This window comes from Mucilaginibacter sp. 14171R-50 (genome assembly GCF_010093045.1).
In the GTDB taxonomy this organism is placed as follows: domain Bacteria; phylum Bacteroidota; class Bacteroidia; order Sphingobacteriales; family Sphingobacteriaceae; genus Mucilaginibacter.
Genome location: NZ_CP048115.1, coordinates 3,155,115 through 3,169,366, shown reverse-complemented (window position 1 = coordinate 3,169,366; position 14,252 = coordinate 3,155,115). Strand labels below are relative to the sequence as shown.

The 14,252-nt window shown below is 45.0% G+C and carries 16 protein-coding genes; 6 read left to right on the top strand and 10 right to left on the bottom strand.

What is annotated here, in order from left to right; all coding sequences use genetic code 11:
- Window positions 1-11 precede the first annotated feature (11 nt).
- Complete coding sequence (locus GWR56_RS14510) at window positions 12-635, bottom strand: chloramphenicol acetyltransferase (RefSeq protein WP_162431946.1); 624 nt, start codon at window positions 633-635, stop codon at window positions 12-14.
- 1 nt (window position 636) lies between these two features.
- Window positions 637-1,320, bottom strand: a complete 684-nt coding sequence (locus GWR56_RS14505) for an HAD family hydrolase (protein WP_162431945.1) — start codon at window positions 1,318-1,320, stop codon at window positions 637-639.
- A gap of 198 nt (window positions 1,321-1,518) precedes the next feature.
- Here GWR56_RS14505 and lysS point away from each other — a divergent pair, with 198 nt between their 5' ends.
- Window positions 1,519-3,240, top strand: a complete 1,722-nt coding sequence (gene lysS, locus GWR56_RS14500) for a lysine--tRNA ligase (protein ID WP_162431944.1) — start codon at window positions 1,519-1,521, stop codon at window positions 3,238-3,240.
- 309 nt (window positions 3,241-3,549) lie between these two features.
- Window positions 3,550-3,780, top strand: a complete 231-nt coding sequence (locus GWR56_RS14495) for a hypothetical protein (protein ID WP_162431943.1) — start codon at window positions 3,550-3,552, stop codon at window positions 3,778-3,780.
- A 17-nt stretch (window positions 3,781-3,797) separates the two neighbouring features.
- Here GWR56_RS14495 and GWR56_RS14490 read toward each other — a convergent pair whose 3' ends face one another.
- Entirely contained in the window at window positions 3,798-4,352 is a 555-nt protein-coding gene (locus tag GWR56_RS14490; RefSeq protein ID WP_162431942.1) for a DUF2892 domain-containing protein, read from the bottom strand.
- Between the two features lie 74 nt (window positions 4,353-4,426).
- Between GWR56_RS14490 and ung the strand changes: the two genes are divergently transcribed.
- Window positions 4,427-5,107 (top strand): uracil-DNA glycosylase, encoded by a 681-nt coding sequence (ung, locus tag GWR56_RS14485; RefSeq protein ID WP_162431941.1) that lies wholly within the window; start codon window positions 4,427-4,429, stop codon window positions 5,105-5,107.
- Window positions 5,108-5,229: 122 nt separating this feature from the next.
- Here ung and GWR56_RS14480 read toward each other — a convergent pair whose 3' ends face one another.
- Entirely contained in the window at window positions 5,230-5,700 is a 471-nt protein-coding gene (locus GWR56_RS14480; RefSeq protein WP_162431940.1) for an Lrp/AsnC family transcriptional regulator, read from the bottom strand.
- Between the two features lie 129 nt (window positions 5,701-5,829).
- Here GWR56_RS14480 and GWR56_RS14475 point away from each other — a divergent pair, with 129 nt between their 5' ends.
- Genes GWR56_RS14475 through smpB form a run of 3 tightly spaced genes read left to right on the top strand, consistent with a single transcriptional unit; the run spans window position 5,830 to window position 8,837 of the window.
- A complete protein-coding gene (locus tag GWR56_RS14475; RefSeq protein ID WP_162431939.1) occupies window positions 5,830-6,480 on the top strand; it encodes a metal-dependent transcriptional regulator in 651 nt (216 codons plus the stop codon).
- Complete coding sequence (locus tag GWR56_RS14470; protein WP_162431938.1) at window positions 6,477-8,369, top strand: Nramp family divalent metal transporter; 1,893 nt, start codon at window positions 6,477-6,479, stop codon at window positions 8,367-8,369. The genes GWR56_RS14475 and GWR56_RS14470 overlap by 4 nt, the downstream gene beginning before the upstream one ends.
- Before the next feature lie 18 nt (window positions 8,370-8,387).
- Window positions 8,388-8,837, top strand: coding sequence for an SsrA-binding protein SmpB (smpB, locus tag GWR56_RS14465; protein WP_162431937.1), 450 nt, complete (start codon window positions 8,388-8,390; stop codon window positions 8,835-8,837).
- A 62-nt stretch (window positions 8,838-8,899) separates the two neighbouring features.
- Here the strand turns inward: smpB and GWR56_RS14460 are convergent, their stop codons facing one another.
- From GWR56_RS14460 to GWR56_RS14435, 6 genes are all read right to left on the bottom strand, one after another.
- Window positions 8,900-9,556 (bottom strand): protein-L-isoaspartate(D-aspartate) O-methyltransferase, encoded by a 657-nt coding sequence (locus GWR56_RS14460; protein WP_162431936.1) that lies wholly within the window; start codon window positions 9,554-9,556, stop codon window positions 8,900-8,902.
- A gap of 112 nt (window positions 9,557-9,668) precedes the next feature.
- On the bottom strand, window positions 9,669-10,619 hold the full coding sequence (locus GWR56_RS14455) for a hypothetical protein (protein WP_162431935.1): 951 nt from the start codon (window positions 10,617-10,619) through the stop codon (window positions 9,669-9,671).
- A 12-nt stretch (window positions 10,620-10,631) separates the two neighbouring features.
- The gene (locus tag GWR56_RS14450) at window positions 10,632-11,591 is read right to left on the bottom strand and encodes a DUF6175 family protein (protein ID WP_202925325.1); all 960 of its coding nucleotides are present in this window, start codon (window positions 11,589-11,591) and stop codon (window positions 10,632-10,634) included.
- Window positions 11,592-11,607: 16 nt separating this feature from the next.
- Entirely contained in the window at window positions 11,608-12,090 is a 483-nt protein-coding gene (locus GWR56_RS14445) for a hypothetical protein (RefSeq protein WP_162431934.1), read from the bottom strand.
- An 11-nt stretch (window positions 12,091-12,101) separates the two neighbouring features.
- Window positions 12,102-12,617, bottom strand: a complete 516-nt coding sequence (locus GWR56_RS14440) for a hypothetical protein (protein ID WP_202925324.1) — start codon at window positions 12,615-12,617, stop codon at window positions 12,102-12,104.
- Between the two features lie 19 nt (window positions 12,618-12,636).
- On the bottom strand, window positions 12,637-13,989 hold the full coding sequence (locus GWR56_RS14435; protein WP_162431932.1) for a hypothetical protein: 1,353 nt from the start codon (window positions 13,987-13,989) through the stop codon (window positions 12,637-12,639).
- Window positions 13,990-14,252: the final 263 nt, after the last annotated feature.

The window sequence follows — 14,252 nt, the reverse complement described above, 5'->3', positions numbered from 1 at the left end:
CTGCGCAGCTGTTACTGCCTGTTAAGCAATTCCTGGAAAGTATCAATAAACTCGCCTACGTGGCGCCCGTCCATCAGGCCGTGATGTACCGTAACCGAAACAGGCATAGTCTTTCTACCGTTCAGTTCGGTTATTTTACCTAAAGATATCTTGGGCATGCTGTCCTTAAACGCGAAGTTACGGGCATGCGTTAACGCTGTAAAATTTACCCATGGTATAGCCGATACATGTAAAACATTATATACAGGCCGCAATTCAAGGCCTACGGTGCTTTTTACACGCTTGATTTCGGCCTGCGCGCCAATAATAAATTGGTCCAGATCGGGGTGATGATCTATATACGAAAATCCAAAGGTGGTATCGGGCCTGCTAATGGTTGTTGATGTATTCACCACATCATATAAATATACCTCGCCATCTTCCACACGATACTTAAACTCTTCCACCTTGTTGGCCGCTGTTAAAATACAGTGCAGATAATACAAAAAAAATGATATGCCGCGTTGCTTAGCCTTTTGGTAGGCAATGGTTACATCGATGTTTACAGTAGCGCCGAACAAGGGTTCGTCAAAAGCGTTAAAAAATTCGAAATGGTGTTTGCGGGACCAGGTTTCCAGGTCAATTTTTGTCTTCATGTTACAGGTACGCTAAGATATCCTTAATAGTAACAGCACTCTTAAAGCGCTCGTTATCTATACTATGCTCAATTTGCTCATGGGCCCAGGTGATATGATAAGGCACGTGCACCGCATGGCCGCCGATATTAAGCACCGGCATAACATCGCTTTTTAGAGAGTTGCCCACCATTAATAGTTCGTCGGGTTTAATATCCAGGTGTTTTATCAGTTTAAGAAAGTTGGCATCATCCTTTTCGCTCATAATTTCGATATGATGAAAGTATGGATTAAGTCCCGATTTTTTGAGTTTTCGTTCCTGGTCGAGCAGGTCGCCTTTAGTGGCCACTACCAGCCGGTATTTACTTTTCAACGTTTCAAGCACTTCTTCCACCCCGTCAAGCAGTTCTATGGGCTGATTAAGCATTTGCCTTCCCAGTTCTATGATCTCTCCCACCACTTCAATGCTTAACGTATTTTGGGTGATCTTCATGGCCGCTTCAATCATCGACAGCACAAATCCCTTTATGCCATATCCATAAAGCGACAGGTTGGCTATTTCTATCTTCAGCAATTCGCGCTCCAGTTCGTGCTGCGACGCATACGATGATAACAGCGTGCAAAATTGCTCTTCAGTTTGCCTGAAATAAGGTTCGTTAACCCAGAGGGTATCATCGGCATCAAAAGCGATCACTTTAATATTCATGGGTGCAAATTTAGTCAATTAGTGAATTAGATAAGCTGCTTTTTCGCCTTCTCACACCCTCTTTGCGCAGCAGAGAGGGTCGGCAAGCGGAGCGATGTCGGGGTGAGTAAATTTGCTTTGCCCAATCTTATAACCCGCCTCACATATCTCACCTAAAAATCCTATTTTTGCAGCCTTAATAAATACCCTTTTTACAATATGAGTAATGCACTATCCGAACAGGAGATACAACGTCGCAAATCGTTAAATGATCTACGCGAACTGGGCATAAATCCCTATCCTGCCGAAGCTTTTGATGTGACCGCATGGGCACAGGACATTAATGACAATTTTGAAGCCGAGCCGGATAAGTATAAACAGGTTGTAATTGCAGGCCGTATCATGACTCGCCGCATTATGGGCAGTGCCTCCTTTTTTGAATTGCAGGACAGTACCGGCCGCGTTCAGATCTATATTAAACGAGATGATATTTGTCCCGGCGAAGATAAAACGCTTTATAATACCGTATTTAAAAAGCTTTTGGATATAGGCGATTATGTAGGCGTTAAAGGGTTTGTTTTTTTAACGCAAACCGGCGAAATATCGGTACATACAGAAGAGCTTACTGTACTTTCTAAGTCGTTGAAGCCGCTGCCGGTTGTAAAACGCGAAGACGACGGCACCATACACGACGGCTTTACCGACCCCGAAATGCGTTACCGCCAGCGTTATGTAGATTTAACGGTTAATCCTGAATATAAAAACATCTTTATCAACCGCTCAAAGGTGATCAGCAGCATGCGTGCCTATTTTAACGCGCAGGGCTGGATGGAGGTTGAAACGCCTATACTACAGCCTGTGCACGGCGGTGCTGCAGCGCGGCCTTTTGCCACGCATCACAACACGCTGGATATGCCGCTGTTTTTACGCATCGCCAACGAACTTTACCTGAAACGCCTTATTGTAGCCGGTTTTGATGGGGTATATGAATTTGGTAAGATGTTCCGTAACGAGGGTATGGACCGCACCCACAACCCCGAGTTTACCGCCATGGAGATATACGTAGCTTACAAAGATTATGTATGGATGATGGCCATGGTTGAAGAATGTTTAGAAACCGTTGCTAAAGCTGTGCACGGCGTGCCCGTGGTACAGGTAGGCCAAAATGAGATAAACTTTGCGGGCCCGTACGAAAAGCTGTCGATGTACGATTCTATCTTGAAATATACCGGTATAGATGTATCTGCCATGGACGAAACAGGCCTGCGTAAAGTATGCGCTGATTTGGCCATCGAGGTGGATGCCAGCATGGGCAAAGGCAAACTGATAGACGAGATATTCAGCGCTAAGGTTGAGCATAACCTGATACAGCCAACCTATATTACCGACTATCCCATTGAGATGACGCCGCTTGCTAAAAAGCACCGTACTAAAGACGGTTTGGTAGAGCGTTTTGAGTTGTTTGTTAATGGTAAAGAGATAGCTAACGCTTATTCGGAGTTAAATGACCCGATCGACCAGCGCGAGCGTTTAGAAGAACAACTGGTACTGGCCGGCCGCGGCGATGACGAGGCTATGGCCATGGACGACGACTTTTTACGCGCCCTTGAATACGGGATGCCGCCAACATCGGGCCTGGGCATTGGTATCGACCGTTTAGTGATGCTGATGACCAATCAAAGCACCATACAGGAAGTGTTGTTCTTCCCTCAGATGCGCCCGGAAAAGAAAGCCAAAGTAGCCACCCCGGAAGATTTTATTAAGATAGGCGTGCCCGCAGGATGGGTGCCCGTGCTTAATAAAATGGGCTTTAACAGCGTTGAAGAACTCAAAGCCGGCAACCCAAACAAGGTGTTCAACGATCTTGGCGGGATGCGCAAGAAACTAAAGCTGGACATCGCCATGCCGACAAAAGAAGAGGTAATGAAGTGGTTTGAATAGATTAGTTCTAGATTCATAGTAAGAACTTTATAAAACAAAAAAGTGCGCTAAACAGCGCACTTTTTTGTTTTAACTCTCCGCGCGTCGTTGCGTGCGTAGCATCTTCGATAGAAAAGTCGGCGATATGCACGTCGAAGATTGCCACGTCCCTATCGCTCCACAGTAATGAGGCTATTGGCTATGAACTATGAACCATCAATATGAACTCCCCAGATTTTCCAAATTTCTTAACAAAAAGGTAAAGCAAGCACAACTTTCAATTAATAGTAGTTATTGAATTTTATACCGTACACACTATAATTGAATACCATGACTAATTCAATCCTTGAAATAACCGAAAACGAATACCTGATAAAACTGAACAGGAGCAATTTCGACCTGTCGTTTATCCGCAGCCTGCTAAAAATAGTTGAGGTATCAAAACCTGCCGAACCAGATGCAGATCATGGTTATTACAGCCATATCATCGACAGGCACATCGAGCCATCGAAAACCAGCTCATCAGAGCCTGATTACTTCAGCCACCTGAACGAAAAATAAGCGTTTATTGTTTCTTTTTAGAATTTTTGACGGAACCCGCCGCGCACTACCTGCTGCTTATCCATTTGCGACATCTGGCCCTTCATCATCTTTATCTGGTCGGCAAGTAGCTTGTTCTTGTCATCCTTTGCTGCCTCTTTCAAATACATCTCGGCCTCGCGTTTGTTGCGTTTTGCCATTGATATACCAGCAAGGCTTAATTTGGCCAGCGCAATATTGTGCGACATGCCCATGCCCAGTTGAAGGGCTTTCTTGAAGTATTTCTCTGATTTTAACGGAGCCTTGCGCGATTCTATTAAACCAATTAACAGGTTGTAATAACCATGCTGGCTTTTGTAAAGTTGTTTTTCATAGTCGGTTATTTTAAGCAGGGCTGCTTCGGCCTTTTCTGAGTTTTCGCGGCGCAGATAAAATTGGGCAAGCAGCATATTCTCATTAAAAAAGAAGGTAAGCAACGTAATACCGCCTAATAAAAATATCAGTATCCCCCATCCCCAAAAACCAAAGGCGCAGAATGTAACCCCGGCACCCATTATAACACAAGCAACAATTAACCTAACTATATTCGACATAATTTGTATTAGTATAAAAACAGTGTGCAAATATCGTTATTTGTAAGCTAAATAAAACACCAGTATTAATATTTATGGCAGGAGAATTACACCCATCTTGGAAGGAACATTTAAGCGCAGAGTTTGAAAAGCCGTACATGCACACCCTTAAAGCTTTCCTTAAAACCGAGAAAGACAACGGCCACATTATTTACCCCAAAAATGCCGACATTTTTAACGCCTTTAACATTACACCTTTTGACGATGTTAAGGTTGTGATATTGGGCCAGGATCCCTATCATGGCCCGCACCAGGCACACGGCTTGTCGTTTTCGGTACAACAGGGAGTGGCCGTGCCGCCGTCGTTAAAAAACATATATAAGGAACTATCAACCGATATCCCGGGCTTCCATATCCCCCAAACCGGCGACCTCACCAAATGGGCCGAGCAAGGCGTGCTGTTATTAAACGCTACCTTAACAGTTAGGGCTGCAACGGCCGGCTCACACCAAAAAAAGGGTTGGGAAAAGTTTACTGACGCAGCTATCAAAACCTTATCCGACGAGAAGAAAGGTATAGTGTTTATACTTTGGGGGGCCTACGCCCAATCAAAAGCCGCCCTAATCAACCCTGACAACAACCACCTGATCATTAAATCCACTCACCCATCACCATTAGCGGTTAGCCACGGCGGGTTCTTTGGGTCGAAACCGTTCTCAAAAACTAATGATTTCCTGGTAAAACAGGGGAAAAAGCCGATTGATTGGCAATTGTAGATGTGCGAATTTCAAATGTTCAAATATGCAGATGCGGGGTTAAGAGCTATAAAACTAAAAATGTGCAGGCGAGTTTTGAGTTCACCTGCACATCTGAAATCTGCATATCTGCACATTCAAAACTAATATTCAAGCGGCACTATCGGTTCTTTTTTGCTGGTGCTCATGATCATCATGGTTTGGAAAGTTTTAACCACTGTAATACGGCTTATCTTTTCCATGATCAGTTGTTCGTACGATTTAATGTCCCGTACATACACCTTCAGTAAAAAGTCGCACTGGCCCGTAACATGATGACACTCTGTTATTTCTTTAATGGTTTGTATTTCATCTAAAAAAGTTTGAATAGTATTTTTTTGATGAAAATCCAGGGATATCTGTATAAAGGTTTTAATACCCAGCCCAAGTTTTTCTTCATCTACCAGGGCATGATAGCTTTTTATAAACGCGGCATTTTCCAGTTTACGCACTCTTTCTAAAGTTGGCGCGGGCGATAAGCCTATTTCATTTGAAAGCTGCAAGTTTGTTATGCGGCCGTTCTCCTGTAAAATTTTTAGTATCTGAAGGTCTATTTTGTCTAATTCTTGAGCCATGGTACGTGCAAATATAAAGCATTATGCATCTCACAAAATATAATTTTTTTTAAAACTATTTATGCAAAACTTATTTGATTTTAATTTGTATTTTTAGACACAACTAAAAAAATTATTAGATTTGTATAAATGTATACTTTAGCAGAAGAAAACTACCTGAAAGCTATTTATAAGCTATCAATGATAGCCGAAAGTGTAAGCACTAACCAAATAGCGGCCGAGCTGGCCACCAAAGCATCGTCGGTAACCGATATGCTGAGGAAGCTTGCCGAAAAGCTACTGATCAATTACACCCGCTACCAGGGGGTTACGTTAACCAAAACCGGCGAAAAGGTTGCGGTAAACATTATCCGGCGGCATCGGCTATGGGAATACTTTTTAGTTGAAAAGCTAAACTTCAAATGGGATGAGGTGCATGAAATGGCCGAAGAAATGGAACACATTTCCTCGAACGAGTTAATTGACCGCCTCGATGCCTTCATGGGCTTCCCCACCCGCGACCCGCATGGCGACCCCATACCCGATAGCAACGGCAACTTTAAAAAGAACGATCTGAAACCCATTTCTGCAATTGCTGTTAATGCCAGTGGCACAATATCGGGCGTTAGGGAGCATTCTTCGGCATTTTTACAATACCTGGAGAAACAGGGGCTTACCATCGGCAAAAGGGTTACCGTAAAAGAAATAATAAAGTACGATAACGCCGTGATACTGGATATAGATAACAAGGAAATACAAATTAGCCGCGATGTGGCAAACAACCTGCTGATAGCTTTATGACAACAACACACGATAACCATTCGTTAGGAAATGTTCACAATACCGTAACAACCGAAAACAAGACCGGCTGGCGCAAATTACTCTCGTTTTTAGGGCCTGCTTACCTGGTAAGCGTTGGTTACATGGATCCGGGTAACTGGGCAACCGACCTGGCCGCGGGCAGCCAGTTTGGGTATAAATTGATCTGGGTTTTGCTGTTGTCAAACATGATTGCGCTGCTTTTACAAAATCTGGCGGTTAGGCTGGGTATCGTCAGGGGGCTGGATCTTGCACAGGCATCAAAACATACCTATCCGCGCTTTATTAATTTTTGCCTTTACATATTGGCCCAGATAGCCATCATCGCTTGCGACCTGGCCGAGATCATTGGTATGGCCATCGGCTTAAACCTGCTGTTTGGCCTGCCGTTGATCTGGGGCGTATCCATAACCTTGCTCGACACCTTGTTGCTACTTTTCCTGTTAAATAAGGGCATGCGAAAACTGGAAGGCTTTATCATATCGCTGATATTTGTGGTAGGCATAGCATTTTTGGCTCAAATGTTTATTGTAAAGCCCGATGTGGTAGATATTGCAAGGGGCTTTATCCCCACCACGCTGAATAACCAGGCACTTTACATTGCTATAGGCATTATTGGCGCTACGGTAATGCCGCATAACCTGTACCTGCACTCGTCGCTGGTGCAAACGCGCAAGATAGACCGCAGCGAAGCAGGCGTAAAAAATGCTATACGATATAATTTTTGGGATACCACCATTGCACTTAACCTGGCCTTTTTTGTAAACGCGGCAATATTGATACTGGCTGCCAGCGCATTTTTTGGCCGCGGCTATCACGAGGTTGCCGAAATACAGGACGCGCATAAATTGCTCACCAACATTTTCGGGAAGCTTGCCCCGGCGCTGTTTGCCATAGCGCTGATAGCTGCCGGGCAAAGCTCGACCGTTACCGGTACACTTGCCGGCCAGATCATTATGGAAGGTCACCTGAACCTGCGTATTGCGCCATGGCTACGGCGTTTGTTAACGCGGCTGCTGGCTATTGTACCGGCCTTTTTTACCGTTTTACATGCCGGCGACGAAGGCTTAGGTAAATTACTGATTTTAAGCCAGGTGGTACTGAGCCTTCAGTTGGGTTTTGCCATTATCCCGCTGATACATTTCACATCCGACAAAAAACGCATGGGTAAGTTCGCAACCAGCCTTCCGCTTAAAGTATTGGCCTGGACTTTTGCTACGCTGATAGTAGGGCTAAATGTAAGGCTGGTGATACAGGAAATAGAAACGTGGGCCGCCGCGAGCCCCGGCTCGGCTACCCTGGTTAACTATGTTATAACCCCCGTTGCAGTGGCTATAGGGCTACTGCTATTATATGTATTTCTTCGGCCGTTGCTATATAAACATGCTGATCAGCCAATTTATGTACCGCATGGTATCGCGGCGGCATTAGATAACCTCGACGCCGTAAGCTATAAACAGATAGGTATTACCATCGATTTTTCGCGCAACGATCAGGATTGTATCCGGCATGCATTGATGCAGGGTGGCAAAAAGGCCCATTATACCCTTATTCACGTTGTTGAAACCGCCGGCGCGCGCTATTATGGCAAACAGGTAATGGATAACGAGACCCAAAGCGATGCCGACAACCTGGATAAATATGTGGCTGTATTAATTAAGCTTGGCTATAAAGCCGAAGCTAACATCGGGTTTGGCAGTCCGGCTGCCTCGATAGCCCAAATTGTTAAGGATACTAAAACAGACTTCCTGGTGATGGGGTCGCACGGGCATAAAGTTTTAAAAGACCTTATTTTTGGCACAACGGTTGACGCGGTGAGGCATAAGGTAAACATCCCCGTGCTGGTTGTTAAACCGCAAAGAAAAAAATAATTGCATATTTGCAGCGTAATGGAGCAGAACATATATATCAAGAATAAAAAGGCATACTTTGAGTACCATATACTGGATAAATACACCGCCGGTATAAAGCTACTGGGCACCGAAATCAAATCGATACGCGAGGGTAAAGCCAATTTAAACGATGCTTTCTGCACCTTTATCGATAATCAATTGTACGTGCGTAACCTGCACATATCCGAATATTCGATGGGGTCGTTCTACAACCATGAGGCCAAGCGTGACCGGGTGCTTCTGCTCCACAAAAAAGAACTAAAAAAGCTGCATAACCGCGGCGAGGAAAAGGGCCTTACCATTGTGCCCCTCGCGCTTTTTATCAGCGACAGAGGCTTTGCCAAACTGGAGATAGGCCTTGCCCAGGGTAAAAAAACATTCGACAAACGCGAAACCCTGAAAGAGCGCGACACGAAGATCGAGATGGACAGGGCGATGAAGCAGTAGTTTGCAGGGCCGTATGCAGTTTGCACATTTCACAATGTCAGTAATAGCTACTGCCAACTGAATCACCAAGCCCTATCACCTACCAGCGGCACAAACCTGAAGGTGTCCAGCACGTGGCGTTCGTAATCATTTTCGGCGGTTTTCAAAACGGTTACCATTTTTTGTGATTGCTCGTCGCCTACGGGGATGACTATAATACCACCTATATTTAATTGTTTCAATAACACCTCGGGTACGGTTGGGGCGCCTGCAGTAACAATTATCTTATCGTACGGTGCATCGTATGCTATGCCAATAGATCCATCCCCTAAAAAGAATTTGGGCTTATAACCCATATAAGGTAATACCTGTATGGTTCGCTCGTATAGTTTTTCCTGGCGCTCAATGGTAAACACCTTTGCGCCAAGTTCCATCAGTATGCATGTTTGATAGCCGCAGCCCGTACCTATTTCCAATACCTTATCACCCTTTTGGATGTGTAACAACTCGGTTTGATAAGCAACTGTATAAGGCTGGGAAATGGTTTGCCCGGCCCCTATCGGGAAAGCGATGTCCTTATAGGCTTGGTTCCAGAACGTTTCGTCGAAAAAGTAATGCCGGGGCACTTTACCAATGGCGGTTAATACTTTTTCATCCTCGATACCCTTCTTTCTCAATAGTTCAACCAGCCTTTTACGTGCGCCCTGCTCGCGGTAATTATCAATAAACTTGTACGCCATTACAAAACAAAGTTATACAAAAAGCCGGCAAATTGCCGGCTTCTGTCATGGCTTTACAATAAGGCTTTGGTTGTTAACTACTAATATTTTTAACATTAGCTGCCGCAATATTTTACCACCAGCCGTGCACGTTGTATACGGTAGTTCGGGGTTGCGCGGCGTAGGCCACGGCCACATCGCGCGCGGCGTTTATAATGCTCATATCATTCTTTTGTTCCTGGAGCTTGAAGTTCCATTCGCGGTTATCAATTTCTTTAACGCGTTTTGCCATCTGCGCAACAAAAACCTTTACGTCCTTATAGCAGCTCGCCTGCGGGTCTATCTGCGACAGCACTTCGCTTGCCGCATTAGCACCGTTGATATCCTGGTTGGCGGCCCAAACGTTTTTAGCCTGGTTAAGCTTTGTTGCGCAGTCTTTTTCTATTTGTTTTTTGTAGATAGCAGGTACAGCTGCCATTGCGCGCCCATAGCAATTAACACATGCCTTCGGTACCGATGTAAGGTTGTAAATGGCCTCGTCGCCACGGCCGGTACTTGCCAGCGTTTGCGCCTGTTTAATAATAACATCGCAGTGGGTGTTGTAGTAGCTTATAATTTTCGCTTTGCCTTTATCTACAAAGGCCTGCAAGTTAGGGTCGTTTAGGTTGATGTTTTTAAACGCATTGATATAGGCTTTAGCCAGGTTTTCGCCTACACCTTTAACCGATACGGCTGTGCTGGCAAACTTGGTGCCCTCGTAGCCGTCGCCAATGTACAAGTTAACATCAAGCGTAAGCGCGGTCATTGGCGGCGCTGTCGACAGCATGTTCTTTGTAACTACCACCACGTTGGCGGTTATGATAAAACGTTCGCCTTCCTCGCCGCCAAAACCATTCTGGCTTATGATCTGGTTAAGTTTATTCGCCAGCATATTGCGGGCTGCATCAGGCAGTTCATCGGCCTGGTCGGGTATGTAAGCCGCAAGGGTAACCCTACCCCGGTCGTTTGACCGAGCAGGGGCGTTTTGCGCGTAGGCGCCTGCAAACATCAGGAGCGACAGGCAGCTTATGATCAGTTTTTTCATGTTATATCTTAATTATTTTTCACCAAGTACTATTACAGCCTGGCCAAGGCCTTTGGCCGTTAATTTATTTACAATAGAATATGGAGCGGCGGCAAGCATTTTTTGCAGGCCGCGGGTAAACGCGCGCGCATCTATGGCGTTACCGTTTGCATCGTATAACGGAATCCGCACCTGTTCAAACAACATCATGTTTTCGGTAGCATCGCTATTGCTGAAACGGCCTTTAACAGAATTGGCACGCACCCAATCTTCAATGATCACGTTCAGCTCTTTACCCCCGTACTCGGTTTCAAGATCGTTCTTCCACGAATCGAATTTTTTGATGCGGATTATAATTTCGCGGCCATTGGCAAACATATCGTCAAAATGCCTTTGAAGGCCCGCGTTAAAGTTGTCTATCTTATCGGCAACAGCTTCTTCTAATAACACGGCTGTTTCTGCCGAAAACGACGGGTTGCCCGTACCGCCGGCGGTAGCCACCTCTTTATCGGTGTAAGCATCAAGCCCCTGCAGGGTAAAACGTACCGATTTTTTCGGCCCTGTTCTTAACACATCCCAGGTAAGCTGGATAATGATATCGGCCTTGGCTACTTTCTTTAACTTATCCATCGGGCTTTCGGATACGCCGGCGCCGCTTTTTGAGGTAAGCACGGCATCTTCGGCACGTTCCGATTCCAGCGTTTTAACAACCGACTCCATATTTTTCACAGTGAAGCCACGCTCGGCCATCACGCCGTTTATCTTACTTATAACGGCCAGCAGATCGCTGTTTTCCTGGAACGCCCTTTTATAATCGGGTATCTTTACTTTGGTGCCCTGGTCGTCATACGTTTGCATATAACCATTTGTATTGCACCACACGTCGCTTGGCACAACCATCAGCGTTGGTTTTTTGGCCTGCGAGTATCCTGATGTTATTGCACCTAATATCATCAGGGATAAAAGGGCTGCTTTAATTATCTGTCGTTTCATTTATAAGGGTTGAGTTTTATTGATTAGGAATTATACCGTCAGAGATCATTTTTTGCTTTAAGCCCTGTCGGTTGATGCTGAATACATAGCCCGTGCTTTGCGCCACGTTTTTCACTTTTTGATTTTTTGCCTTTTGCCCTGCACGCTCCTCTTTGAAAGTTGCAAACGGGCGGTAATCATTCGCAAAAAACCGGGTAAAATATGCTTCGTGGTTAACGTAGGCGTTTGCTTCGGTCACCACAGGCTTTACCTCGCATTCCGGTTTACCTTCCGTTAATCCGCTAAACAGTATATCACGTATAGCGGCCCTTTTTGCATCCTCAATAGCATCCTCTTTGTTACGCTTATCTGAAAACGATATCACGTTCTGCGATCCGTCGAACTCAACGCCCAGGCACTGGGTTTTATAGGTGTAGCTGCTGTTTAACTTCTTTTGCTCGGCGCAGCCGGTAAATGCCAGCAACGCGGCAAGGCTTAAGTACAGTAAATTTTTCTTCATAATAGTAAACTTTAAAACCCTGCGCTTAATGATTTAATAATACCTGCATCTTCCAGGTCCTTACGCAGCAGGGCTACGTTAACAGAAACCAGCACACCAATTTTGTATTGCTTACCAACTTTCATCCGGTCTTCGGCAGCTACGGCACCATCGCTTGCCAGCGAAACAAATTTTTGGTATTTACCCCCATCGGCAAAAAATTCTTTAAACCATTCGTCTTTCTCCTGCTCCAGGTTGGAGTTGGTGGTAAGCGGCGGTTTGCCCAGTATACCCTGGTCGCCTGCAAAGCCTTTGAATATAATACCGTGCACAGCATTCTTTTTAGCCTGCTCAATAGCCACGTTTGGTTTTTTTGAATACGACCATACTTTTAAAAGATAAGTGCCCTGTACGCCAGTGCCTGCTACTTCCAGTTCGTAGCGCCATGCTTCGGTATCGGCATTTGCCTTTTTGTTTGTTTGGGCGTTAACTGCCGACGAAAAGCCAGTTATCAGCAGCAGCATCCATATTGTGGTATATTTCTTCATTGTCATGTTTTATTTGGTTTTATTTTATCTGTCTTAAAAGCATACCGGCATAAAATTTACCACCGCCTTTAAAGTATGTCCTGTCAAGTTCTGGCTGGTTTTTATCCTTTTTGTCTTTTTCGTCCTTTTCCGAAACTTCTTCGCCCGCGTTAAACCTGTTATCCCATATTTTCTTCTTATCCACGGTTACGGTACCGCGTTTTACGTAGGTGGTAAGGCCGGTTTTAGGGTCTAAGGTTTGCTCCAGCACTTCAAATTTTTCGCCGCCCTCAAGCCCCTCCTTCATACCAATTTTAGCGGTAACGGGTTCGCCGGAGTATATAGGTGTTTTGGGTTTAAACACTTCGTATGCTTTTTGCAGCTTGGCAAAAACATGCTCAACGTTACGCACGGTTGCCAGTTCAACAATCTGATCTTCGGTACGGGTTTGCTTTAGCGAAAAAGTAACCAGGCTGCTTGACTTCTCGCTGCCGATATACTCCATCTGAAACAGGTTGTTGTTATCAAAAGCCGCTTTCTTCTTCGCATCTGTCTTTCCCTTTTCCATCCACATATCATTATAAAAAACGGCTGCGATCGAGTCGTTCCACTTCAGGCGGTACAGGTAAGATGTGGTCCATACCGAGTAGCCTTCTTTAGCCTTATTATAGGCCACATCCAGCAGCTTATATGCAGCCGGCTGGAACATGGCAGGTAAATTATTAGCTTTTAGTTTGGCTACCTCGCGTATGGCAGCGGCAATAGGTTCGTTACTTATAAATTTAAGGCGTGTTAATACAACAAAGGTGTTGCCTATTAACTCTTCACCTGCGTCTGATAAGGAGGCTGTGCCCCTTGCGCTGCCCTTGGCAATGTTTGCCTGCATTTCGGTAGCGTCATACGATCCGCGCTCGCCAACAAGCTTCATGTCAAAAGAGCCATCGGCCTGGCGGTTAAACCACTTGGCGACTAACTTGTTGGCTATCTTTTTGTCTTTAATGATCTTATCGGTTATAACCGGCATGTCGGCCGCGTCTTTATCAACAATACCCGCGGTTGCGCCCGCTAACATGTTAGCACCCAAAGCAGCCATGCCGGTTTTTTTGGTACCCGCTGTGATTTTCTCCGCGTCTGTAAGCGCATATGGGGTCGGGTCCACACTATTTACGTCAATTGCATGGTTATTATATTTATCCGGGAACGGGGCCTCGTGGTAGGCTTTCATTACTACCTCCTTACGCGGAAAGTCTTCTGATTCCAGCAGGATAAGGTGTAACGAGCTGCGACGGTATTTCAGCTCTGCTTGTTTATCGGCAGGCGCCTGCGCATTCGCAGCAAAGCTCAGCCCTAAAAACAAGTTTAGTACAATAGTTAATTTGTTAGTTTGTTTCATGATGGTGTAAGTGTGGTTTAAGTATCATTTTAGCTTTAAAATTACCCGGTTAACAGGGTGGATTTTCAGGATTAAAAGTAGGTTCAATATGTGTTGGCGGGCCGAGTTATAATCACATATATTTAGGGTGTTTTCACCCACGCATAATATTATTATGCAAACAATATTTGTTATACTGCCGGTATGATATTTTACCCAACCTTATTTGATAATGCCGACACTATCACTTTAACAATGATCTGTTATTTGCCTTGCAATTTTTA

What these genes read in the sequence shown, in the direction of transcription:
- GWR56_RS14455 (WP_162431935.1), bottom strand. Translation starts at nt 10,619, where the DNA reads ATGAAAAAACTGATCATAAGCTGCCTGTCGCTCCTGATGTTTGCAGGC.
- GWR56_RS14435 (WP_162431932.1), bottom strand. Translation starts at nt 13,989, where the DNA reads ATGAAACAAACTAACAAATTAACTATTGTACTAAACTTGTTTTTAGGG.
- GWR56_RS14495 (WP_162431943.1), top strand. Translation starts at nt 3,550, where the DNA reads ATGACTAATTCAATCCTTGAAATAACCGAAAACGAATACCTGATAAAA.
- GWR56_RS14470 (WP_162431938.1), top strand. Translation starts at nt 6,477, where the DNA reads ATGACAACAACACACGATAACCATTCGTTAGGAAATGTTCACAATACC.
- GWR56_RS14505 (WP_162431945.1), bottom strand. Translation starts at nt 1,320, where the DNA reads ATGAATATTAAAGTGATCGCTTTTGATGCCGATGATACCCTCTGGGTT.
- GWR56_RS14510 (WP_162431946.1), bottom strand. Translation starts at nt 635, where the DNA reads ATGAAGACAAAAATTGACCTGGAAACCTGGTCCCGCAAACACCATTTC.
- GWR56_RS14445 (WP_162431934.1), bottom strand. Translation starts at nt 12,090, where the DNA reads ATGAAGAAAAATTTACTGTACTTAAGCCTTGCCGCGTTGCTGGCATTT.
- GWR56_RS14440 (WP_202925324.1), bottom strand. Translation starts at nt 12,617, where the DNA reads ATGAAGAAATATACCACAATATGGATGCTGCTGCTGATAACTGGCTTT.
- ung (WP_162431941.1), top strand. Translation starts at nt 4,427, where the DNA reads ATGGCAGGAGAATTACACCCATCTTGGAAGGAACATTTAAGCGCAGAG.
- lysS (WP_162431944.1), top strand. Translation starts at nt 1,519, where the DNA reads ATGAGTAATGCACTATCCGAACAGGAGATACAACGTCGCAAATCGTTA.
- GWR56_RS14480 (WP_162431940.1), bottom strand. Translation starts at nt 5,700, where the DNA reads ATGGCTCAAGAATTAGACAAAATAGACCTTCAGATACTAAAAATTTTA.
- GWR56_RS14490 (WP_162431942.1), bottom strand. Translation starts at nt 4,352, where the DNA reads ATGTCGAATATAGTTAGGTTAATTGTTGCTTGTGTTATAATGGGTGCC.
- smpB (WP_162431937.1), top strand. Translation starts at nt 8,388, where the DNA reads ATGGAGCAGAACATATATATCAAGAATAAAAAGGCATACTTTGAGTAC.
- GWR56_RS14450 (WP_202925325.1), bottom strand. Translation starts at nt 11,591, where the DNA reads ATGAAACGACAGATAATTAAAGCAGCCCTTTTATCCCTGATGATATTA.
- GWR56_RS14475 (WP_162431939.1), top strand. Translation starts at nt 5,830, where the DNA reads ATGTATACTTTAGCAGAAGAAAACTACCTGAAAGCTATTTATAAGCTA.
- GWR56_RS14460 (WP_162431936.1), bottom strand. Translation starts at nt 9,556, where the DNA reads ATGGCGTACAAGTTTATTGATAATTACCGCGAGCAGGGCGCACGTAAA.